The 22041-nt window shown below is 69.8% G+C and carries 20 protein-coding genes, 1 other RNA gene and 1 riboswitch; of the genes, 10 read left to right on the forward strand and 11 right to left on the reverse strand.

Features of this window, described 5'->3' with window-relative positions; all coding sequences use genetic code 11:
• Positions 1–17 precede the first annotated feature (17 nt).
• From TCCBUS3UF1_RS07155 to ssrA, 6 genes are all read right to left on the reverse strand, one after another.
• Complete coding sequence (locus TCCBUS3UF1_RS07155) at positions 18–935, reverse strand: MBL fold metallo-hydrolase (RefSeq protein ID WP_014515847.1); 918 nt, start codon at positions 933–935, stop codon at positions 18–20.
• Between the two features lie 23 nt (positions 936–958).
• On the reverse strand, positions 959–3091 hold the full coding sequence (locus tag TCCBUS3UF1_RS07160; protein WP_014515848.1) for a vWA domain-containing protein: 2133 nt from the start codon (positions 3089–3091) through the stop codon (positions 959–961).
• Between the two features lie 22 nt (positions 3092–3113).
• Positions 3114–4313: a bifunctional 3,4-dihydroxy-2-butanone-4-phosphate synthase/GTP cyclohydrolase II gene (locus TCCBUS3UF1_RS07165; protein WP_014515849.1), complete on the reverse strand. Its 1200-nt coding sequence runs from the start codon at positions 4311–4313 to the stop codon at positions 3114–3116.
• On the reverse strand, positions 4313–4897 hold the full coding sequence (locus TCCBUS3UF1_RS07170; protein WP_014515850.1) for a riboflavin synthase: 585 nt from the start codon (positions 4895–4897) through the stop codon (positions 4313–4315). The genes TCCBUS3UF1_RS07165 and TCCBUS3UF1_RS07170 overlap by 1 nt, the downstream gene beginning before the upstream one ends.
• Positions 4898–6031, reverse strand: a complete 1134-nt coding sequence (ribD, locus tag TCCBUS3UF1_RS07175) for a bifunctional diaminohydroxyphosphoribosylaminopyrimidine deaminase/5-amino-6-(5-phosphoribosylamino)uracil reductase RibD (protein WP_014515851.1) — start codon at positions 6029–6031, stop codon at positions 4898–4900.
• A 3-nt stretch (positions 6032–6034) separates the two neighbouring features.
• Positions 6035–6155, reverse strand: a riboswitch (FMN riboswitch).
• A 95-nt stretch (positions 6156–6250) separates the two neighbouring features.
• Positions 6251–6600, reverse strand: a transfer-messenger RNA (tmRNA) gene (ssrA, locus tag TCCBUS3UF1_RS11610).
• A gap of 154 nt (positions 6601–6754) precedes the next feature.
• Here ssrA and rimP point away from each other — a divergent pair.
• The 8 genes from rimP (at position 6755) to TCCBUS3UF1_RS07215 (ending at position 14700) form a co-directional block, all read left to right on the forward strand.
• Complete coding sequence (gene rimP / locus TCCBUS3UF1_RS07180) at positions 6755–7186, forward strand: ribosome maturation factor RimP (RefSeq protein ID WP_014515852.1); 432 nt, start codon at positions 6755–6757, stop codon at positions 7184–7186.
• An 8-nt stretch (positions 7187–7194) separates the two neighbouring features.
• A complete protein-coding gene (nusA, locus tag TCCBUS3UF1_RS07185) occupies positions 7195–8358 on the forward strand; it encodes a transcription termination factor NusA (protein WP_014515853.1) in 1164 nt (387 codons plus the stop codon).
• Complete coding sequence (locus tag TCCBUS3UF1_RS07190; RefSeq protein ID WP_014515854.1) at positions 8355–8633, forward strand: YlxR family protein; 279 nt, start codon at positions 8355–8357, stop codon at positions 8631–8633. The genes nusA and TCCBUS3UF1_RS07190 overlap by 4 nt, the downstream gene beginning before the upstream one ends.
• Positions 8602–10317 (forward strand): translation initiation factor IF-2, encoded by a 1716-nt coding sequence (infB, locus tag TCCBUS3UF1_RS07195; protein ID WP_014515855.1) that lies wholly within the window; start codon positions 8602–8604, stop codon positions 10315–10317. Before TCCBUS3UF1_RS07190 ends, infB begins: the two co-directional genes overlap by 32 nt.
• An 8-nt stretch (positions 10318–10325) precedes the next feature.
• Positions 10326–10622, forward strand: a complete 297-nt coding sequence (locus TCCBUS3UF1_RS07200; RefSeq protein WP_014515856.1) for a hypothetical protein — start codon at positions 10326–10328, stop codon at positions 10620–10622.
• 101 nt (positions 10623–10723) lie between these two features.
• Complete coding sequence (secD, locus tag TCCBUS3UF1_RS07205) at positions 10724–12931, forward strand: protein translocase subunit SecD (RefSeq protein WP_014515857.1); 2208 nt, start codon at positions 10724–10726, stop codon at positions 12929–12931.
• Positions 12932–13001: 70 nt separating this feature from the next.
• The gene (locus TCCBUS3UF1_RS07210; RefSeq protein WP_014515858.1) at positions 13002–13928 is read left to right on the forward strand and encodes a hypothetical protein; all 927 of its coding nucleotides are present in this window, start codon (positions 13002–13004) and stop codon (positions 13926–13928) included.
• 16 nt (positions 13929–13944) lie between these two features.
• Complete coding sequence (locus TCCBUS3UF1_RS07215; RefSeq protein WP_014515859.1) at positions 13945–14700, forward strand: 3-hydroxybutyrate dehydrogenase; 756 nt, start codon at positions 13945–13947, stop codon at positions 14698–14700.
• Here TCCBUS3UF1_RS07215 and TCCBUS3UF1_RS07220 read toward each other — a convergent pair.
• Genes TCCBUS3UF1_RS07220 through TCCBUS3UF1_RS07235 form a run of 4 tightly spaced genes read right to left on the reverse strand, consistent with a single transcriptional unit; the run spans position 14697 to position 18493 of the window.
• Positions 14697–15530 carry a CoA transferase gene (locus TCCBUS3UF1_RS07220; RefSeq protein WP_014515860.1) on the reverse strand — a complete coding sequence of 278 codons (834 nt, stop codon included), beginning with the start codon at positions 15528–15530 and terminating at the stop codon, positions 14697–14699. The genes TCCBUS3UF1_RS07215 and TCCBUS3UF1_RS07220 overlap by 4 nt on opposite strands.
• Positions 15502–16227 (reverse strand): SDR family NAD(P)-dependent oxidoreductase, encoded by a 726-nt coding sequence (locus TCCBUS3UF1_RS07225; protein ID WP_014515861.1) that lies wholly within the window; start codon positions 16225–16227, stop codon positions 15502–15504. Before TCCBUS3UF1_RS07225 ends, TCCBUS3UF1_RS07220 begins: the two co-directional genes overlap by 29 nt.
• A gap of 8 nt (positions 16228–16235) precedes the next feature.
• The gene (locus TCCBUS3UF1_RS07230; RefSeq protein ID WP_014515862.1) at positions 16236–17390 is read right to left on the reverse strand and encodes a thiolase family protein; all 1155 of its coding nucleotides are present in this window, start codon (positions 17388–17390) and stop codon (positions 16236–16238) included.
• Positions 17387–18493, reverse strand: coding sequence for an acyl-CoA dehydrogenase family protein (locus TCCBUS3UF1_RS07235; protein ID WP_014515863.1), 1107 nt, complete (start codon positions 18491–18493; stop codon positions 17387–17389). Before TCCBUS3UF1_RS07235 ends, TCCBUS3UF1_RS07230 begins: the two co-directional genes overlap by 4 nt.
• An 80-nt stretch (positions 18494–18573) precedes the next feature.
• Between TCCBUS3UF1_RS07235 and lepA the strand changes: the two genes are divergently transcribed.
• Both lepA and TCCBUS3UF1_RS07245 read left to right on the forward strand, forming a co-directional pair.
• Positions 18574–20400, forward strand: coding sequence for a translation elongation factor 4 (gene lepA / locus TCCBUS3UF1_RS07240; protein ID WP_155983277.1), 1827 nt, complete (start codon positions 18574–18576; stop codon positions 20398–20400).
• Positions 20390–21373 carry a sensor histidine kinase KdpD gene (locus tag TCCBUS3UF1_RS07245; RefSeq protein WP_014515865.1) on the forward strand — a complete coding sequence of 328 codons (984 nt, stop codon included), beginning with the start codon at positions 20390–20392 and terminating at the stop codon, positions 21371–21373. The genes lepA and TCCBUS3UF1_RS07245 overlap by 11 nt, the downstream gene beginning before the upstream one ends.
• Here the strand turns inward: TCCBUS3UF1_RS07245 and sdaAB are convergent.
• Entirely contained in the window at positions 21370–22032 is a 663-nt protein-coding gene (sdaAB, locus tag TCCBUS3UF1_RS07250; protein ID WP_014515866.1) for an L-serine ammonia-lyase, iron-sulfur-dependent subunit beta, read from the reverse strand. The genes TCCBUS3UF1_RS07245 and sdaAB overlap by 4 nt on opposite strands.
• Positions 22033–22041 lie beyond the last annotated feature (9 nt).

The raw sequence follows: 22041 nt of genomic DNA on the forward strand, positions 1-22041 counted from the left end.
TGATCCTTGCACATCACCTAAAACTCAAAGAAGGCAGGGACGAACTCGTACCCCTCCCCTGCCCGGCGGATGCGCCCCACCGCGGGCCACGGGAAGTGGTAAGCGGTGACCAGGTGGCCTTCCTGGGCCACCTTCTGGAAAAGCCGGGCCCGGGTGCGCACCACCCCTTCCCGGTCCATGTCAAACCCCAGGTAGGCCTGGGGGAAGCGCAGGGAGAGGAGGTGGTGCCCGGCGGCGTCCCCGAAGACGAAGAGGCGCTGGTTCTGGGAGAGGACCTCGAGGCTCATGTGCCCCGGGGTATGGCCGAAGGAGGCCACCGCCCGCACCCCGGGGAGGATCTCCTCCCCGTCCTTCACGGGGCGGATGCGCTCCCGCAAGGGAACGAGGTTGCGGGTCACCGCCGGGGAAGGGTTTTTCAGCCAGTGGTCCAGGTCCACCTCCCCCATGAGGTGCTGGGCCCGGGGGAAAAGGGGCCTCCCCCCCTCGTCCACCAGGCCGCCGATGTGGTCGGGGTGGCCGTGGGTGAGGAAGACATGGGTGATCTCCTCCGGGGCGTACCCCGCCAGGGCCAGGTGCTCTAGAAGCCTCCCCCCCGAGGCCGCCCCCCGCCCCGTGTCCACCAGGAGCCGGGCCGTCCCCAGGTCCAGGAGGACGGGGTTGAAGTTGTTGCGGGTGGCCTCGGGGTTCAGAAAGTTTTCCAGAAGGGTCTGGCGGAAGCGGTCCTGCAGCTCAGGGTTCGCCCCCCAGTTGGGCAGGAGGGGCCCCGGGGCCGACTGGCCGTCGGAGAGGACCACCACCCCCACCTGGCCCAGGGCCAGGCGGTAAAACCCGCCCCCGTTCACCCCCCTAGGGGGGCGGCCCTGGGCCAGGCCCTGGCCCAGACCCCCTGCCAAAAGCCACACGCCCGTCCCCTTCAGAAAGGCCCTGCGTTCCATAGCCTACCCCCTTGGCCTCAAGGCTATTTCCCCAAGGGGCGGGGAAGTGTGCCTGGGCTTACCCGGGCCTCGAGGACCCGCTCCAGGAGGAAGAGGAGGAGGGCCAAGGCCAGGAGGTAGGGACGTAGGGGAAGGGCGGCCACCGGGGGCGGAGGGGACTCCCCTGGCCGCAGCAGCCGTCCCCCACTTCCCTCGGCCATGGCCCGGAGGACCGCCTCCCCGTCCCTCGGGGTCCACTCCCCCGGCAGGGGAAGGCTTAGGGGCAGGCGGCGCTTCCCGTCCAGGAGAACCCCCTCCGCCCGGGTCCAGGCCTCATACCGCCCGGGGCCCGCGGGCACCAAGGGCACCTCCTCCCCTCCGGCCAGGAGGAGGGGGCTTTCCCACCCCCCCAGGGCCACCACCCGCACCCCCTCCCCCTCGGGGTAGGCCTGGAGGGCCAGGGCCCGCCTGCCCCCCATGAGGTAGCGGGCCAGCCCCCCCAGGAAGGCCGCCGCCCCCTCCCAGTCCCGCCAGGAGCGGGAGAGGTCCGTGGCCAAGGCCGCCACCCGCCCCTCCCCCCGCTCCCCCAGGGCCAGGACCGCCCGCTCCCCGCTCTTAAGGAGGACCTCGGCCCAGGGCTCGGCCCGGGCGGGGAGGAGGAGGGCCAAGGGGGGAAAGGCCTGGCCCTGGACCAGGGGATGGGGGGCGGCCTGCAGGGGAAACCGCCCCTCCAGGCTTCCCCCCTGGAAGACCTCCTGCCCCTCCTTCAGGAAGAGGCGGGGGAGCTCCCTGGGGCTTGCCGCCCGGTAAAACCGCCCCCCGCCCCGCCGGGCCAGGGCCTCCAGGAAGGCGGCGTCCGCATCCTCCCCCAGGGCCAGGGCGCTCACCTCCAGCCCCGAGGCCCCGGCCAGGTCCAGGATGGGACCCTGGGGGTCGGAGATGAGGCCATCGGTGAGGACCAGCACCCCCTTCCGCTCCGCCGGCACCCCTTGCAAAAGGCGCACGGCCTCGCGAAAAGCCCCCCCCAGGACGGTGCCACCCCCTGCCCTCACGGAAAGGAGGAGGCTTTCCGCCTCCTTCTTGGCCTGGGCGGTCATGGGCCTGGGGGGGAAGAGGACCCGGTGGCCGGAGGAGAAGAGCACCACCCCCAGGTAGTCCTCGGGGGCCGCGGAGCGCACCAGCTCCAGCGCCCCCGCCACCGCCAGGGAGAGCTTCTCCCCCTCCATGCTCCCCGAGACGTCCAGGACCAGGACCAAGGCTGCCCCCTTGCGCCCCAGGGGCTTCAGGGGCAGGTCCTCGGGCAGGGCCCGGTCCCACCCCCCCAGGAAAAGCCCCCTAGGGGTGGCGGTGAAAAGAAGCCCCCCGCCCTGGCGCAGGAAGTCCCGGAGGGCTTCAGGAGCCCCTTCCGGCAGGTCCAACACCCCCAGGCCCACGGCCACCAGGTCGGCTTCCAGGGGCAGGCGGAAGGGGCCTTCCTCCACCGCAAACCCCTGGGCCTCGAGGTAGCGGGCCAGGGCCGGGTCCCCCAGGACCAGGGCCTTGCCCCGGTCCGCAGGGGCCAGGCGGGCCTCGGCCTGGCTCCTCCCCCACACCCCCTCGGCCACCGCCACCACCCGCGCCTCCCCGGTGAGGGGGAAGGTGTAGGTGAGGACCCGCCGCCCCGCCACCCGCAGGTTGCGGACCAGGGGCCCTCCAGGCCCTTCCACCCGGAGGCGGGCCTCCGTGGGCACCGGGGCCTCCAAGACCACCCCCACCCCCACGGTCTCCCCGTAAAGGGGGTAAGGCGGGGGCACCAGGCGCACGGCCACGTGGGGCCTTGGGGAAACAGGAAGAACGTCTAGGGGAAAGGGGGGAGCCAGAGGGGGAAAAAGCCCGTCGGAAACCAGGACCACCCGGGCGGGCCGCAGCCGCTCGGCCTCGCGGAAGGCCGCCCGCAGGTCCGTCCCCTCCCCCAGGTCCAGCCGGCGGGCGGTGGGGGTGGGAAGGCGCACCACCCGTTCGGCAAAGGCCAGGTACACCCCATCCCGGGGAAGGGTTCCCGCCAGGGCAAACACCCCTTCCCGGGCCGAGGGGGAGAAGTCCAGGAGGTAGACCACCCGCCCCCTTAGGGGCCATCTGGGGTCCAGGAAGGCCAGGAGGAGGAGAAGGAGGAGCCCCCCCCTCAGGACCCAAAGCATAGCCCCATGCTATCCCGGGCCCCTAGTCCATCCAGTGTCCCAGCTTCTCCTTCTTGGCCTGCAGGTAGCGCTCGTTGTGGGGGTTGTCCCCGGCCCGCAGGGGCACGCGCTCCACGATCTCTATGCCGAAACCGGAAAGGGCCTTGACCTTGCGGGGGTTATTGGTGAGGAGGCGCATCTTCCGCACCCCCAGGTCGTAGAGGATCTGCGCCCCCACCCCGTAGTCCCGCAGGTCCGGGGGGAAGCCCAGGGCCAGGTTGGCCTCCACGGTGTCCAGGCCCTGGTCCTGGAGGCGGTAGGCGCGGATCTTGTTGACGAGGCCGATCCCCCGCCCTTCCTGGCGCAGGTAGACCAAGACCCCCTTCCCCTCCCGGGCGATGCGCTCCAGGGCCAGGTCCCGCTGGAAGCCGCAGTCGCAGCGCAGGGAGTGCAGGGCATCCCCGGTGAGGCACTCGGAGTGCATGCGCACCAGCACCGGCTCCTCGGGGGCCCAGGAGCCCATGACCAAGGCGGCGTGCTCCTCCCCCGTAAGGGCATCCCGGTACCCCAGGATGCGAAACTCGCCGAAGCGGGTGGGCAGGAGGGCCTCCGCCTCCCGCCGCACGTAGAGATCCCCCTTCTCCAGGCGGTAGCGGATCAGGTCGGCGATGGTGCCCACCTTGAGGCCATGCCCCTCGGCGAAGGCCAGGAGGTCGGGCAGGCGGGCCATGGTGCCGTCTTCCTTGAGGATCTCAATCAGGCTCCCCACCGGGGTCAGCCCCGCCAGGCGCAGGAGGTCCACCGTGGCCTCGGTGTGGCCCGCGCGGCGCAAGACCCCCCCGGGCCGGGCCACCAGGGGGAAGATGTGCCCCGGGCGGCGGAAGTCCTGGGGGCCGGCCTCCGGATCGGCCAGGAGCCTTATGGTGGCCGCCCGCTCAAAGGCGGAGATCCCGGTGGTGGTCCCCCGGGCGTCCACGCTCACGGTGAACCGGGTACCCTGGGGATCCTGGTTCCGCTCCACCATGGGGGGGAGGTCCAGGGCCTTGGCCCTTTCCTCGGGCAGGGCCACGCAGAGAAGCCCCCGGCATTCCTTCAGCATGAAGTTCACCCACTCCGGGGTCACGTGCTCCGCGGCCATGATGAGGTCGCCCTCGTTCTCCCGGTCCTCGTCGTCCACCAGGATCACCGGGCGGCCCTGGCGAAGCTCTTCCAGAAGTTCTCCTATGCTGGCCAGTCCTGCCATCACTCCCCCCTCATGAGGCGCTCCAGGTAGCGGGCGATCAGGTCCACCTCCAGGTTCACCCGGTCCCCCGGGCGCAGGCGGCCCAGGTTGGTCACGCCAAGGGTGTGGGGGATGAGGGTGACGAAGAACCCCTCCCCCACTAGGCCCGCCACGGTGAGGGAAACCCCGTTCAGGGCCACGCTTCCCTTCTCGGCGATGTAGCGGGCGTACCCCTTGGGAGGGCGGAAATGGTAGTTTCTGGCCCCGGGCGCTTCCTCTACCCGGAGAAGGTCCGCCACCCCATCCACGTGCCCGGTGACGAAATGCCCCCCGAGCCGGTCCCCCACCTTGAGGGCCCGCTCCAGGTTGGGCCGGTGCCCCACCCGCCAGGTGGGGGCGGTGCGGGCCAGGGTTTCCTGGCTCAACTCCACCCAAAACCCCTCCCCGTCCACGGCCACCGCCGTGAGGCAGGCGCCGTCCACCGCCACCGAGTCCCCCACCTTCAGGTCAGAAAGCACCTCCCGTGCGGCGATGCGCACCCGCAAGAAAGGGCCTTCCTCCACCTCCACGATCTCGCCCGTTTCCTCAACCAGTCCCGTGAACACCTACACCTCCAGGTATCCTTCCAGCCAAAGGTCCTCGGAAAGCCACTGCCGGCGCACCAGGCGAAGCCTAAGGGCCTCGGCCATGCGCGCCCGCACCAGGCCCTCCAGCATCCCCCGCCCCTCCCCTAGGAGCTTGGGAGCCAGGAAGAGGGCCACCTTGTCCACCAGGCCCCGTTCCAGGAAGGCCCCGGCCACCCTGGGCCCCCCCTCCAGCAAAAGGCCATCCAGGCCCTCCTCCAGGAGGAAGGCCAAGGCGGCCTCGAGGCCCACCCGCCCCCCTTCCCGGGGGAGTTCCACCACCCTGGCCCCGGCCCGCTCCAGGGCGGAAAGCCGGGCCTTGGGGGCCCCCCTTCCCGCCAGGATGTAGACCCGGGCCTCCTCCCCCCGGGGGCCGGGGCGGAAAAGCCGGGCCGTGGGCGGGGTGCGGGCCTCGGTGTCCAGCACCACCTTGGCCGGATCCCTCAGGGGCGGGGGCTCCAGCATCCAGGGGAAGGGGCGGAAGTCGGGCTGGCGCACGGTGAGCTCGGGATCGTCCTGCAGGACGGTCCCTACCCCCACCACCACCGCGGGGAGCCACTGGCGGTAGGCCTGGGCCAGGCGGCGGCTCTCCTCCGAGGAAACGTAGCGGGCATCCCCAGAAAGGGCCGCCACCTTCCCGTCCAGGGTGAGGGCGGCCTTGAGGAGGACGAAGGGCCGTCCCTTGCGCTGGGCGGTAAAGAAGGCCTCGTTCTGCGCCCAGGCCTCCCCTTCCAAAAGCCCGGCCTCCACCTGCACCCCCGCCGCCCGCAGGCGCTCCAGGCCGCCTTTGGCCCGCGGGTTCTCGTCCCGGGCCGCCACCACCACCCGGGCCACGCCCGCCTGGAGCAGGGCCAGGGAACAAGGAGGGGTGCGGCCAAAGTGGTCGCAGGGCTCCAGGGTGAGGTAGGCCGTGGCCCCCCGGGCCAGCTCCCCCGCCTGGCGCAGGGCGAAGACCTCGGCGTGGGGCTCCCCCGCCCGGGGGTGGAACCCCTCGCCCACGATGCGGCCCTCCCGGACCAGCACCGCCCCCACCATGGGGTTGGGATGGGTGTGCCCCCGGGCCCTTTCCGCCAGCTGCAAGGCTCTACCGAGAAAACGCTCGTCCAGGTCTCGCAAACGGCCCTCCTTCTCCCATCCGGACTTTCACCGTCGGCCCCGGAGTTCCACCGGGTCGGGCCCCTGTAGGGCTTCGCGGGCTTTCACCGCCGGTGGGGACTTCCACCCCGCCCCGAAGGAGGTGCCCCTAGGCACCAAGTCCACTTTAGCAGCCCGGGCGGGGGAGGAATGTCCGAAGGGGTACGGAAAAAGGGAAAGGCGCCCCTCGGGGCGCCCTTTTGGTGGAGGTGGGGGGAGTTGAACCCCCGTCCGAAAGTCCCTACGGTGGGCCTCTACGCGCGTAGTCCGCGTTTGGGATGTCCCCTGGGCTTAGCCCGCGGACGGGCGGCCCAGGGTGAGCCCCGCGCGTGTTCGCCTCAGGCTACGGGGCCTGGCCTTCGGCTAGCCGGGTTTGGTGTCCCCGCGCTGGCGAGCCCCCGGCAGGGCTTCCAGGCGAGGTCGCGGGCGTTAAGCCGCGAGGGCGTAAGCAGGCTTGTTGGCCTTTATTCTTTTGCGGGTTTTTCCGGGGCCACCCGCACCCCGGCGCGCAGCCGCACCCTCGGCGACCCCCGTCGAGACCGTTCACCCCCATGGATTTGGGCCGGGATAGGACCGGCAACCTTGAGTCTACCAGGCTAAAGGGGTTGTGGTCAAGGGCCCCTCAGGTGTAGACTAGGGCCAGTGCTCCCAAGGGAGGGGGGTGGGTGTAAACCCACCCTTCCTTTGTGAAGGGAGGTGCGAAAGGTGCCTTTAGACCTTTGGCGGCTAGTGGAGGAAGCGGTGGAACCCTTGGACCTCGAGGTCCTGGAGGTCAAGGAGGCCCCGGGGGAGGTGTTGGTGCGCCTGGAACGCAAAGACGAGCGGCCCATCTCCGTGGCCGACCTGGAACGGGCCAGCCGGGCCATCGAGGCGGCCCTGGACCGGGAAGACCCCATCCCCGGCAGCTACCGCCTCCTGGTGGAGTCCCCCGGACCCAAGCGGCCCCTCTTCACCCGCCGCCACTTTGAGCGCTTCCAGGGCCTGAAGGCCAAGGTACCGGGCCCCGAGGGGTTCACCGGGAGGATCCTCCGCCTGGAGGGGGAGGAAGTGGTCTTCCAGGTGGGCCCTGAGGAGAAGCGCCTCAAGATCGGCACCTTCCGCGCCCAGCTGGCCGAATGGCCTGAGGAGCCAAGGTAGGAGGAAGCATGAACCGGGAGTTCATAGACGCCATGCAGCAACTGGCCCTGGAGCGCGGGGTCACCACGGACGAGGTTCTGGAGGCCTTTAAGGAAGCCCTACGCAAGGCCTACATCAAACGACAAAAGGGCTACCGCAAGGAGGAGATCGACGAGGGCAAGGGGCCCGTGGTGGACGTGTACATTGACCCCCAGACGGGGCGGATCGAGATGGTGGAGGTCCGCACCGTGGTGGAGAAGGTGGAGGACCCCGATAAGGAGATCGCCCTAGCCGAGGCCCTGCAGTACGACCCCGAGGTCCAGTTGGGCGACGAGATGGAGTTCCCCATTGACCCCGAGGCCCTCTCCCGCATGGCCATCCAGGACCTGCGCCAGATCCTCACCCAGCGCCTCAAGGAGTCCGAACGCAACCGCATCTACAACGAGTACAAGGACAAGGAAGGGCAGGTCCTCACCGGGGTGGTGACCCGGGTGGACAACCGGGGCAACGTCTTCGTGGAGCTGGGCCGGGGAGAGGCCTACCTGCCCAAAAGCGAGCAGATCCCCACGGAGAAGTACTACCCGGGCCAGCGCCTCAAGGTCTACCTGAAGAAGGTGGACCGCTCCGCCAAGGGCCCTTCCCTCATCGTGAGCCGGGCCCACGAGAGGCTTTTGGAACACCTCCTCAAGCAGGAGGTGCCGGAGATCGCCGAGGGCATCGTGGAGATCAAGGCCATCGCCCGCGAGCCGGGCCGCAGGAGCAAGGTGGCGGTGATGAGCCACAACCCCAACGTGGACCCCATCGGGGCCTGCATCGGCCACAAGGGGCAGCGCATCCAGGCGGTCTCCGCCGAGCTGGGCCGGGAGAAGGTGGACATCATCCAGTGGGCCAAAGACCCCAAAGACTTCATCCGCAACGCCCTTTCCCCCGCCCAGGTGGGCTCCATTGAGCTGGAACCCGAGGGCAAGAAAGCCCGGGTCAAGGTGACCAAGGACCAGCACTCCTTGGCCATCGGCACCGGGGGGCAGAACGTCCGCCTGGCCTCCAAGCTCACGGGCTACGACATCCACTTTGAGGAGGCGGAGATCTCCGACCTGGACGAGGCCATCCGCCGGGCCGCCCTGGAGGAGGCGGAGGCTCCCTCCCGGGCCAAGGAGGAGTTTGAGAAGCTCTTCAAGGACCTTTCGGAATGACGCGCCACGTCCCCTTGCGCATGTGCGTGGCCTGCCGCAAAAGGCGGCCCAAAGGGGAACTCTTGCGCATCCTCCTCACCCCCGAGGGGTTCCGCATGGACCCCACGGGCAAGCTTCCGGGCCGGGGGGCTTACGTCTGCCCCGACAACCCGGACTGCTGGACGGAAAAGAAACTTAGGCGCTTTGCTGGGGGCCGGGCCAAGGCCCTTGCCGAGGCCCTGGCCGCCCTCTTAGGAGGTCAGAATGGCCAAAATACGCATCTACCAGCTGGCTAAAGAGCTGGGCATGGAAAACGAAGAGCTCCTGGAGCTCCTTTCCCAGATGGGGGTTCCCTACAAATCCCACGCCTCCACCCTTTCCGAGGAGGACGCGGAGGCGGTGCGGGAACTCGTCCGGGAGCAACGGGGGCTGCAGGCAAGGCTGGCCGAGGAGGAGCGGAGGAAAAGCCTCCCCCGCCGCCCCCCGGTGGTGGTCATCATGGGCCACGTGGACCACGGCAAGACCACCCTCCTGGACTACCTGCGCAAAAGCCGCATCGCCGAGAAGGAGGCGGGAGGGATCACCCAGCACGTGGGCGCCTTTGAGGTGAAGACCCCCCAGGGCACCGTGGTCTTCATCGACACCCCGGGGCACGAGGCCTTCACCAGCATCCGGCAGCGGGGGGCCAGGGTGGCGGACATCGCCGTCATCGTCATCGCCGCCGACGACGGGATCATGCCCCAGACCGACGAGGCCATCGCCCACGCCAAGGCCGCCGGGGCCAAGATCCTCTTCGCCCTGAACAAGATGGACCTGCCCCAGGCCGACCCCGACCGGGTCAAGCGGCAGCTGATGGAGCGGGGGTTTGTCCCGGAGGAGTACGGGGGAGAGGCCATCGTGGTGCCCATCAGCGCCAAGACCGGGATGGGGGTGCAGGACCTCTTGGAGATGATCCTCCTCATCGCCGAGCTGGAGGACTACCGGGCGGACCCCAACGCCGAGCCCCGGGGGGTGGTCCTGGAGTCGCGGCTGGACAAGCAGGCGGGGATCATCGCCAACATCCTGGTCCAGGAGGGCACCTTCCGCGTGGGGGACTACGTGGTGGCTGGGGAGGTCTTGGGCCGCATCCGGGCCATGATGGATGCCGACGGCCAGCAGCGCAAGGAGGCGGGGCCGGGAAGCGCCGTTCAGGTCCTGGGCTTCCAGGAACTCCCCCACGCCGGGGATGTGGTGGAATGGGTGCCGGACCTCGAGGCCGCCAAGGAAATCACCGAGGAGCGCAAGGAGGAACGCCGGGCCAAGGAGGAGGCGGAAAGGGAGCGCCGCCCCAAGACCATGGCCGACCTCCTGAGGGCCTTGCAGGAGGAGGGGAAGAAGGAGGTAAACCTCATCCTGCGGGCGGATACCCAGGGTTCCTTGGAGGCCATCCAACATATCCTGGCTAAGGAGAGCACGGAGGAGGTGCAGATCAACGTCCTCCTGGCCCAGGTGGGGGCCCCCACGGAGTCGGACGTCCTCCTGGCCCAGACCTCGGGGGCGGCCATCCTGGCCTTCGGCGTGAACCCGGCGGGTTCGGTGAAGAAGGCCGCGGAGCAGAAGGGCGTCCTCCTCAAGACCTTCCGCATCATCTACGACCTCATCGACGAGGTACGGACCATGGTCAAGGGGCAAAGGGAGCCCCAGTACAAGGAGGAGGTCCTGGGCCGGGCCGAGGTGCGGGCCATCTTCCGCCTACCCGGGGGGAAGCAGGTGGCGGGGTGCATGGTCACCCAGGGCAAGGTCCCCCGGAGCGCCGAGGTGCGTGTCCTGCGCAAGGGGCAGGAGATCTGGAAGGGGCGCATCGCCAGCCTCAAGCGCTTCAAGGAGGACGTGCGGGAGGTGGCCCAGGGGTACGAGTGCGGGATCGGCCTGGAGGGGTTTGACGAGTTCCAGGAAGGGGACATCCTCGAGGCCTTCCAGATGGTGGAGATCCCGGCCTAGGAGGAAGAGTGGCTGGGGGGCGCATCCTCCCCTTTTGGGCCATCCTGGCCCTCCTCCTCCAAGGGGCAGCCCTCCCCACCCCCAAGGAGGAGAAGGGCGCGGGGTTCCTGGCCCATGCCCCCACCCTGGCCCTCAAGGAGGACCGGGGTAGCAAGGGGCCCCAACCCCTTTTCCTCCCTTCCCCCAAGCCCCCAGAAGGCCCGGCAAGGCCCGAAGAGCCCTCCCTTTCCCTCCCCCTCCTCCCCCCTCCCCCATGGCAAGCCCTTTACCTCCTCTACCGCCGCCTGCAGCTGGAGGGGGGCTAGGGCCCCTGCCCCATGCCCCGCACCGCGGGAAGGGGTGCGGGGTGGGGCAAGGGAGGCGCCTTCCCCGGCCTTAGGAACCCTTCTTTCCTCGGAGGAACCTGATGAACCGAAAGCTTTTCAACGGTCTCTTTCTGCTGGGGATCTTCCTGGCATCCCTCCTCTTCCTTTGGAAGCCCTGGGCTCCCACCGAACCCAAGGTCAAGCTGGGCCTGGACCTGAAAGGGGGCCTGCGCATCGTGCTGGAAGCGGCGGTGGATAACCCCACCCCCGACGACCTGGAAAAGGCCCGCACCGTCCTGGAAAACCGCATCAACGCCCTGGGGGTGGCCGAGCCCCTCATCCAGATCCAGGGGCAGAAGCGGATCGTGGTGGAGCTTCCCGGCCTCTCCCAGGCCGACCAGGACCGGGCCCTTAAGCTCATCGGCCAGCGGGCCGTCCTGGAGTTCCGCATCCTCAAGGAGGGGGCCACGGGCACCACCGTGGCCCAGATCAACCAGGCCCTGCGGGAAAACCCCCGCCTCAAGCGGGAGGACCTGGAAAAGGACCTGATCAAGCCCGAGGACCTGGGCCCTGCCCTCCTCACCGGCTCGGACCTGGCCGACGCCCGGGCGGTCTTTGACCAGTTTGGCCGCCCCCAGGTGGCCCTCACCTTCACCCCCGAAGGGGCCAGGAAGTTTGAGGAGGTCACCCGGGCCAACGTGGGCAAGCAGCTGGCCATCGTCCTAGACGGCAAGGTCTACACCGCCCCCGTGATCCGCCAGGCCATCAGCGGGGGGCAGGCGGTGATCGAGGGGCTTTCCGGCCTCGAGGAAGCCAGCGAGATCGCCCTGGTCCTGCGCTCTGGGGCCCTGCCCGTGCCGCTTCAGGTGGCGGAGATCCGGGCCATCGGCCCCACCCTGGGGCAGGACGCCATCCAGGCCGGCATCCGCTCGGCCCTCATCGGCACCTTGGCCATCTTCCTCCTCATCTTCGCCTACTACGGGGCAAGCCTGGGCCTGGTGGCCTCCTTGGGCCTCCTCTACACCGCGGTCCTGATCCTGGGCCTCCTCTCGGGCCTGGGGGCCACCCTGACCCTGCCTGGCATCGCCGGCCTGGTCCTCACCCTGGGCGCAGCGGTGGACGGAAACGTCCTCTCCTTTGAGAGGATCAAGGAGGAGCTGCGGGCGGGCAAGCGCTTCCGCCAGGCCATCCCCGAGGGCTTCAAGCACTCCACCCTCACCATCCTGGACGTGAACATCGCCCACCTCCTGGCCGCGGCGGCCCTGTACCAGTACGCCACCGGGCCGGTGCGGGGGTTCGCCGTGATCCTGGCCATCGGGGTGGTGGCCAGCGTCTTCTCCAACCTCATCTTCAGCCGCTACCTCCTGGAACGCCTGGCCGAGAGGGGGGAGATCCGCCCCCCCATGTGGCTGGTGGACCCCCGGTTCAACTTCATGGGGCCGGCCCGGTACATCACCGTGGCCACCCTGCTCCTGGCGGTGGCCGCGGCTGGGGTGGTCTTCACCAAGGGCTTCAACTACTCCATCGACTTCACGGGGGGGACGGCCTACACCCTGCGCACGGACCCCGAGGTGGGGGTGGACACCCTACGGCGCTTCCTGGAGGCCAAGGGCTTCCCCGCCAAGGAGGCGGTGATCACCGAGGTCCAGGCCCCCACCGCCGACCACAAGGAGTTCTCCCTAAAGCTCCCGCCCCTGACCGACGCCAAGCGCCTAGAGCTGGAAAGGCTCTTCGCCTCCGAGCTCAAGGCCACGGTCCTCACCTCGGAGACCGTGGGCCCGGCCATCGGGGCCGAACTTAGGCGGGACGCGGTGATGGCCGTGCTGGTGGGCCTGGGGCTCATCCTCATCTACGTGGCCTTCCGCTTTGACTGGACCTTCGGGGTGGCCAGCGTCCTGGCTGTGGCCCACGACGTGGCCATCGTGGCCGGGATGTACAGCCTCCTGGGGCTGGAGTTCTCCATCCCCACCATCGCCGCCCTCCTCACCATCGTGGGCTACTCCATCAACGACTCCATCGTGGTCTCCGACCGGATCCGGGAGAACCAGAAGCTCCTCCGGGGCCTGGCCTACCGGGAGCTGGTGAACCGCTCCATCAACCAGACCCTCTCCCGCACGGTGATGACCAGCCTCACCACCCTCTTGCCCATCCTGGCCCTCCTCTTCCTGGGGGGAAGCGTGCTCCGCGACTTCGCCCTGGCCATCTTCGTAGGCATCTTCGTGGGCACCTACAGCTCCATCTACGTGGTGAGCGCCCTGGTGGTCTTCTGGAAGGACCTGAGGAGGAAGGAGGCCAAGGGGGCGGCCTAAGGCCCCTCGCCCCACCCCGGGTCCCCACGGGGGCCCGGGGTTTGGGCTATGCTGGGGGCAAGGAGCGGCCATGGCGGTTTGGCCTTTGCCCCTGGTGGTGGGGCTTCTGGGCCTGGCCCTGGGCCAGCCCCTCCTGCTGGCCCGGGAGGAGGAGGTGCGCCTTCTCTGGGCGGGGGAAGTGGCCCGGGCGGCCCTGGAGGCCTTGGCCGAAGCCCCTTCCCCGGAGGCCCTGGCCGCCCTCGAGGAAGGCCTGGCCCTGCTGTCAGGACGCCTCGGCCCCTACCCCGGCCTCCTTTCCCGGCTGGAGGCCCTGGGGGCCGAGGCCCGCCGGGCAGGGGAGGAAGCCGGCGGGCTTCGGCCCCTCCTGCCCCAGGCCTTCTCCCTCCTGGAGGCGGTGCAGGAGGCCCTGGTTCCCCGGGTAGACCCCCCCTTGCGGGCCGGGCTCATGGCCCAGATGGCCCTGGGGGCGGAGGGGGTGGCGGCCCGCTACCGCGAAGGCTTCCTGTTGGGCAGGGAAGCCTACCGCCTGGGGTTTTTCCTCCTCTGGCGGCTCTGGATCCACGCGGACGCCCTCCGGCCCCACCTGCCCCCGGCGGCCTGGGGACGGGTGCGGGAGGGCCTAAGTCTCCTCCAGGGCCTCTACCCCAGCTCGGCCTTCCCCCCCTACTTCCGCGACCCCGAGGAGGCGCGGCAGGCGGCCTTGGACCTGGTCTACGCCCTGGAGGCCGGGCTGGGGGTGGACCTTCTCCCCCGCGACCCCCGGGCCAATCTGGCCTACCTGCTCGGGCTTGCGCAAAAGGCCTGCCAAGGACCCCAGGCCAGGGAGGGCTGGCAGGCCACCCGGCTCTTTTTCCACTCCCATCTCCTGCCGGTCCTGGGCGCCACCTTCCCTAGCCTGGCCGAGCCCCTGGCCCGGGCCCTGGGGAAGCCCTTCCCCGACTGCGGTCAGGTGTTCTCCTGGCTTCAGGAGGCCCTCGAGGCCCCCGGTTGGGAATAGGGGTAGACTTGGGCCTATGGGCAACCTGGCAGGAAAGACGGTCCTCGTCACGGGTGCGGGAAGCGGCATCGGCCTGGCCATGGCCCGGGCCTTCGCCCGGGAAGGGGCCAGGGTCCTGGTCCACGACGTGAGGGACGCCTCGAGGGTGGCGGAGGAACTGGGAGGGGTTTTCCTCCAAGCCGACCTCGCGGACCCGGAGGCGGTGGCCGCCCTGGGCCAGAAGGCCGCGGAGCTGGGGGCGGGGATCCTGGTCAACAACGCCGGTTTCCAGCACATTGACCCGGTGGAGGCCTTCCCCCTGGAGGTCTGGCAAAGGATGCTCCAGGTGATGCTCACCGCCCCCTTCCAGCTCATCCGGGCCCTCCTGCCGGGGATGAAGGCCAGGGGCTGGGGGCGGATCCTCAACATCGCCAGCGTCCACGGCCTGGTGGCCAGCCCCTACAAGAGCGCCTACATCGCTGCCAAGCACGGCCTCTTGGGCCTGACCAAGACCGTGGCCCTCGAGGCCGGCCCCTTCGGCGTCACCGTAAACGCCATCGCCCCCGCCTACGTGCGCACCCCCCTGGTGGAAAACCAGGTCCAGGACCAGGCCCGCACCCTGGGCCTCCCCCCGGAGGAGGTGGCGGCCAAGGTCTTCCTGGCCCAGGCAGCCATCCCCCGCCTCATTGAGCCCGAGGAGGTGGCCGAGCTGGCCCTCTTCCTGGCCTCGGAAAAGGCCAGCGCCATCACCGGGGCGGTCTTCCCCATTGACCTGGGCTGGACGGCCCGCTAACCCCGCACCGCCCGCAAAGGAAGGCCCTCTTCCCGGGCCCAGGCCTCCCAATCCCAGGCGGTCCTCTCCCGGAAAAAGGCAAGCAGCCGGGCGCAGGCCGGGTGTTCCGGGTCCCTCGGGCTAAAGGCCGAGGGGAGAAGCTCCTCTAGCCCCGCCTTCTGGCAGAACCGGGCCCAGAGGTGGGGCTCCAGGGCCGCCAGGGCCACCTCCCCCTCCCGGGCCGGGTAGACCCCGTAGCAAAGGACCGAGCCGTCCAGGAAGGGTAGGGGCGGGTAGGCGATGGCCTCCACCGCCTGGGAGAGGGCCACCTCGTAGACCCCGCCCCCCAGGAGAAGCCCCTTTAGGACGCTGAGGGCCAGGGCGTAGGCCCCCGCCAGGTCGGCGAACTGGAAGGCCCGCCAGGGGAAGCGGCCAAGGAGGCCGGCCTCCGCCAGGTAGGTGAGGTCGTGGCCGGGATCGGGGGTCTCGGGGTAGCCGCGCAGCCGGGCATAGACCAGCCGAGGGTTGGCCTCCAGAAGGACCTCCGGCCCCAAGCCTAGCCGCTCCATCACCCCCGGGCGGTTGGACTCCAGGAGGACCGCGGCTTCCCGGGCCAGCGCCAGGAGCCGGGCCCTCCCCTCCTCGGCCTTGAGGTCCAGGACCAGGACCTCCTTCTTGCCGTTCAGGAAGCGGTAGGCCTCTGGGGCCAGGGCGGCCAGGGGGTCGCCGCCTGGGGGCTCCACCTTGAGGACGGGAAGGCCCAGCTCGGCCAAAACCTTTCCCGCCAGGGGCCCGGGGAGGAGGCGGGTCAGGTCCAGGACCCTACCGGGGGGCCATGCGCAAGGCGCCATCCAGGCGGATCACCTCCCCGTTGAGCATGGGGTTTTCCAGCACGTGGAGGACCAGGCGGGCGTACTCCTCGGGGCGGCCCAGGCGCCGGGGAAAGGGCACCTGCTCCGCCAAAGAGGCCTTGGCTTTCTCGGGAAGCCCCTGGAGCAGAGGGGTGTCAAAGAGGCCCGGGGCCACGGTCACCACCCGGACCCCCCACTCCGCCAGCTCCCGGGCCAGGGGCAGGGTCAGGGCCGCCACGCCCCCCTTGCTAGCGGCGTAGGCCGCCTGGCCGATCTGCCCCTCAAAGGCGGCCACGCTGGCGGTGTTCACCACCACCCCCCGTTGCCCCTCGGCGTCCGGGGGGTTTTCCCGCATGCGCCAGGCGGCCAGGCGGACCACGTTGAAGGTCCCCACCAGGTTGACCTCCAGCACCCTACGGAAGCTTTCCAGGTCGTGGGGGCCTTCCCGCCCCAGGACCTTCTTGGCCAGGCCGATCCCGGCGGCGTTCACCACGGCGAAGGGGGGTTGGGGAAGGGCCTCGAGGGCCCGGAGCACATCCCCTTCCCGGGTCACGTCCCCCACGGCGTAGAGAAGCCCCTCGTCCCCCCCCTCCTTCAGGTCCAGGACCACCACCCGGTACCCCTTGGCCTTGAGGGCCAGGGCCGCCGCCCGCCCCAGCCCCGAGGCCCCGCCCGTCACCAAAGCGCTCCGCTCCATACTCCCCCCTAGATCCTTTGCAGCACCGTGGCCGTGGCCTGGCCGTGGCCGATGCACATCACCTGCAGGCCGAACTCCCCCCCGGTGCGCTCCAGCTCGTGGAGGAGTTTGGTCATGAGGATGGCCCCCGTGGCCCCCAAGGGGTGGCCGTGGGCGATGGCCCCCCCGTTGGGGTTCACCCGTTCCGGATCGGGGTTGAAGGCCCGGAGGAAGGCCAGGACCACGCTGGCAAAGGCCTCGTTGATCTCAATCACGTCCAGGTCCTTTAGGGAAAGCCCCGCCCGCGCCAGGGCCTTCTGGGTGGCGGGGATCACCTCCAGAAGCTGCAAGGTGGGGTCCCCCGCCACCACCACCCGGGCGCGGAAGCGGGCCCGGGGGCGGAGGCCCAGGGCCTCGGCCTTCTCCCTATCCCCCAGGAGGAGGGCCGCCGCCCCATCGGAGATCTGGCTGGCGTTCCCGGCGGTGACCACCCCGTTTTGGCGGAAGACGGGCTTGAGGGCCAGCATCCGCCCGTAGTCCGCATCGGGGCGGATGCCCTCGTCAAAATCCAGGAGAAAAGGACGCCCTTCGGCGTCCAGGCCCTCCAGGGGGACCATCTGGGCCCGGAAGCGGCCCTCCTGGGTGGCCTGGGCCGCCCGCCGGTGGGAGAGGTAGGCCCACCCGTCCAGCTCCTCCCGGCTAAGCCCATACCGCTCGGCGATGCGCTCGGCGCTCTCCCCCTGGTGGACCAGCTCGTGCCTCTGGAAGAGGGCAGGGTTCAGGGTGTGGAAGCCGCCCCCGATATCGGAGAACATGGGGGCCCGGGTCATGCTCTCCACCCCCCCGGCGATGGCGAAGTCCAGGTCCCCGGCGGCGATGGCCTGGGCGGCGAAGTGGACCGCCTGTTGGGAGGAACCGCACATGCGGTTCAGGGTCACCGCCGGCACCTCCCGGGGCAGGCGGGAGAGGAGGACCGCAAGCCGCCCCAGGTTGGCCCCCTGCTCCCCCGCTTGGGTCACGCACCCCGTGACCACGTCCCCCACCAGGGCGGGATCGATCCCCGTCCGCTCCAAGAGGGCGTCCAGGACCCGGGCGTAAAGGGCATCGGGCCGCCAGTCCCTCAGGGCCCCGTTCCGCTTGCCGATGGGCGTGCGCACCGCCTCGAGGATCACCGCCTCCCTCATGACCGCCTCCGCAAAAGCTCCCGCAACACGATGAGCCGCTGGATCTCCGAGGTCCCCTCATAGATCCGGAGGACCTTGGCGTCCCGGTAAAGCTTGGCCACGGGGTACTCCTCGCTGTAGCCGTTGCCCCCGAAGACCTGGACCGCCTCCGCCGCCCCCCGTTCCGCGGCCTCGGCCGCAAAGGCCTTGGCGGCGGCGGCCATGAAGGCGTTATCCTCCCCCCTTTCGGCCTGTTCGGCGGCCTTTCGGGCCAGGAGGCGGGCGGCCTCGAGGTCCACCGCCATCTCCGCCAGCTTGAACCCCACCCCCTGGTGTTCCACCAGGGGCCGGCCAAAGGCCTCCCGCAGGGTGGCGTAGGCCAGGGCCTCGTCCAGGGCCCGGCGCAAAAGCCCCACGGCCAAGGCCGCCACCATGGGCCGGGAGCGGTTGAAAACCCGCATGGCCAGCCGGAAGCCCTCCCGGGCGATCAGGCCCTCCTCGGGCACCAAGACCCCCTCCAGGGCCACCTCCGCCGCCGGGGAGGCCTTCTGGCCCAGCTTGGGCAAGGGCGGGCCCACCTCCACCCCCTCCCCCCGCTCCAGGAGGAAGGCGGCGATCCCCTCCCGGCCCTCGGCCACCCGGGCGAAGACCACGAAGAAGCGGGCCTCGGGGGCGTGGCTGATCCAGGTCTTGCGGCCCCAAAGGCGGTACCCCCCGGGCACCTTCTCCGCCCGGGTGCGCAGGGCGGCCACGTCCGAACCGGCGTGGGGCTCGGTGAGGGCGTAGGAGGCCACCTCCTCCCGAAGCCGGGGGAGGAAGCCCTGGGCGTAGGGGCTTCCCGAAAGGAGGAGGGCGTCGGCCACCAGATTGTTGAGGAGGAGGGCCGCCGCCAGGCCGGTACAGGCGTAGGCCAGCTCCTCGGCCACCCCCGTCAGGGCCACAGGGCCAAGCCCCACCCCGCCCAGCTCCTCCGGCACCAGCAAAACCGGGAAACCCAGCCGGGCCGCCTCCCGGAAAAGGGGCCAAGGGAAAACGGCCTCCCGGTCGTAGCGGCTGGCCTCGGGAAGAAGCCTCTCCCGGGCAAAGCGCCGGGCCAGCTCCTCCAAGGAACGGTCCAGGCTCAAGGGAACCTCCGAGGAAAGTTTACCCAGTCCAAGGCGGGGGCACAAGGGCCGGCTTGACTTTGCCCCCCATACCCCGGACGATGGGAAGGATGGCAGGCCACCTGATCCGCAACTTCTCCATCATCGCCCACGTGGACCACGGGAAGTCCACCCTGGCCGACCGCATCCTGCAGATGACCCATGCCGTGAGCGAGCGGGAGATGCGGGAGCAGTTTCTGGACTCCCTAGAACTGGAGCGGGAACGGGGGATCACCATCAAGGCCAGCGCAGTGCGGGTGAACTACCGGGCCAAGGACGGGCAGGAGTACATCTTCAACCTCATCGACACCCCCGGGCACGTGGACTTCACCTACGAGGTCTCCCGGGCCCTGGCGGCGGTGGAGGGGGTCTTGCTGGTGGTGGACGCCAGCCAAGGGGTGGAGGCCCAGACCATCGCCAACTTCTACCTGGCCCTGGAGCACGAGCACACCATCATCCCCGTGGTCAACAAGATTGACCTGCCCAACGCCCGCCCCCTCGAGGTGGCCCTGGAGGTGGAGGAGGTCCTGGGCCTCCCCGCCGACGAGGCCATCTTCGCCTCCGGCAAGACGGGGGAGGGGGTGGAGGCCATCCTGGAGGCCATCGTGGCCCGCATCCCACCCCCCAAAGGGGACCCCGCGGCCCCCTTGAAGGCCCTGATCTTTGACTCCCTCTACGACGCCTACCAGGGGGTGATCCCCTACCTGCGCCTCTTTGAGGGCCAGGTGCGGCCAGGGGACCGGATCCGGGTCTGGTCCACGGGGCGGGAGTTCACCGTGGACAAGGTGGGGGTCTTCACCCCCCAGGGCCTGGTGCCCAAGGAGGCCCTGGTGGCCGGGGAGGTGGGGTGGCTCACCGCCGCCATCCGCGACATCCACGACGTGCAGGTGGGGGATACCATCACCCTGGCCGAAAGGCCCACGGACGCCCCCTATCCTGGCTTCCGCCCGGCCAAGCCCGTGGTCTTCGCCGGGCTCTACCCGGTGGACTCTGGGGACTACGGCAAGCTCCGGGATGCCCTGGAGAAGCTGAAGCTGAACGACGCCGCCCTGGCCTTTGAGCCGGAAACCTCCTCCGCCTTGGGCTTCGGCTTCCGCTGTGGCTTCCTGGGGCTTTTGCACGCCGAGATCGTCCAGGAGCGCCTAGAAAGGGAGTTCGGCCTCTCCCTTATCGCCACCGCCCCCAGCGTGGTCTACCGGGTGCGGCTCAAGGGAGGGGAGGAGGTGGAGATCCACAACCCCGCGGACCTGCCCGACCCCACCCGGATAGAGGAGGTCCTCGAGCCCTACGTGAAGCTCACCATCTTCACCCCCGAGGAGTACGTGGGAAGCATCATGCAGTTGGTCCAGGAAAAGCGGGGCAGGCTACTGAACATGAACTACCTGCCGGGCTCGCAAAAGCGGGTGGAGCTGGTCTACGAGGCCCCCTTCGCCGAGATCCTCTACGATTTCCACGACCGCCTGAAAAGCCTTTCCCGGGGGTACGCCTCCATGGACTACGAGCAGATCGGCTACCAGCCCGGGGACCTGGTCAAGGTCAACGTGCTGGTGCACGGGGAGGTGGTGGACGCCCTCACCTTCATCGCCCACCGGGAAAAGGCCTACAGCCTGGCCCGGGCCATCGTGGACAAGCTGGCCGAGGTCATCCCCCGGCAGCTCTTTGAGGTGCCCATCCAGGCGGCCATCGGGGGCAAGATCATCGCCCGGGCCACGGTGAAGGCCCTGAGAAAGGACGTGCTGGCCAAGTGCTATGGCGGGGACGTCACCCGCAAGAAGAAGCTTTTGGAAAAGCAAAAAGAAGGCAAAAAGCGCCTGAAGGCCATCGGCAAGGTGGAGGTGCCCCAGGAGGCCTTCTTGGCGGTGCTCTCGGCGGGAAGGGATGAGCCTTAGAACCAGGCTGGCCCTGGTCATCGCCCTTTTGGCCTTTCTGCCCAACCTGGTCCTGGCCCTCACCTTGGGGATCCTGGGGGCGGGGTGGTGGCTTCCCCTCTTCCTCTGGCTCCTCCTCCTGGCCCTGGTATCCGGCCTGGTGGGCTACTTCCTGGCCCAGGGCCTCCTCCGCCCCCTGGAGGAGCTCACCCGGGCCCTGGCCTACCTCTCCCTGAAGGAGGGGCCGGTGAGCGAGCTACGGCTTCCCCGTCCCCAGGAGCCCCCACCCCAGGAGATCGCCCTCCTCCGGGATCGGTTTGAGGAGCTTTTGCAAAGGCTCCGGGGCCTCATGGAGGCCCGGGAGGCCTTCTACGGGGCCCTGGCCCACGACCTCAAGACCCCCCTCCTTTCCGCCATCCGCACCCTGGCCTACCTGGAGCGGGCGGACGGGCTGGGCAAGGAGCGCCGGGTGGAGCTCTTGCAGGGCCTAAAGGGGGAGCTGGCCGGGGCCCTGGAGCTTTTGGAAAACCTCCTGGCCCTCTCCCGCCTCGAGGCCCGCAGCCCCGCACGGGAAACCCTGAACCTGCGGGCCCTGGCGGAAGACCTCCTCCTGCGCTACCAGGAGGAGGCGAAGAGGCGGGGCTTGGCCCTGGAGGTGGAGGGGGCGGGGCTGGCCCGGGGGGAGCGGCTTTTGGTGGAAAGGGCCTTGGCCAACCTCCTGGACAACGCCCTGCGCCACGCCCGGAGCCGGGTGCGGATCCGGGTGGCGGAGGGGGCCTTGGCGGTGGAGGACGACGGGCCCGGGCTTCCCCTGCCCCTGGAGGCCCTGGCCCTGCCCTTCCGCCAAGGCTCGGGCAACCGGGGCCAGGCGGGGCTTGGCCTCTACACCGCCAAGCGGGTGGCCGAGGCCCACGGGGGAAGGCTTGGGGTGGAGGAAAGCCCCTTGGGCGGGGCCTGCTTGCGCCTGGAACTCTCCCCCGCCACCTCCTTCTAGTCCATCACCGGGGGGATCTGCCGCACCCAGAGGATGTAGGAGAGATACTCCAGGTACTCCAGGGGCTTGGCGGTGAGGGCCCGGTCCATCTCAATGCTCATCATGGCCTCGCCGCCCCGCTTCTTTCGGCTCACGGTGAGGTGGGCGATGTTCACCTCGTCGTCGGCCAGGATCCGGGCCACCCGGGCCACCACCCCCGGGGTGTCCACGTTGCGCACCACCAAGGTAGGGGCGGCCCCGGTGATGCGCACCTCAAACCCCTCCACGTCAAAGACCCGCACCAGCCCCCCGCCCAGGGAGCTCCCCGTCACCAAAAGGCGCTCCTTCTCTCCCTCCAGGGCCATGCGCACGGTGTTGGGGTGGACATCCCCAAGCTCCACCTCCCGGAAGACCACCTCCACCCCTTCCCTCTCGGCCAGGGCCAGGCTCTCCTTGAGCCTTTCGTCGTCGGGCCTCAGGCCCAGGATCCCCGCGGCCAGGGCCAGGTGGGTCCCATGCCCCTGGCCGGTCTTGGCGAAGGAGCCATGGAGGCCAAACTCCACCCGCTTGGGCTTTTCCCCCAAGAGGTGGCGGGCCAGGAGGGCCAGGCGGCAGGCGCCGGCGGTGTGGCTGGAAGAAGGTCCCACCATCACCGGCCCGATCATGTCTAGAAGACCCATGCCTGTAGA

It is taken from the genome of Thermus sp. CCB_US3_UF1, assembly GCF_000236585.1.
Lineage (GTDB): Bacteria > Deinococcota > Deinococci > Deinococcales > Thermaceae > Thermus.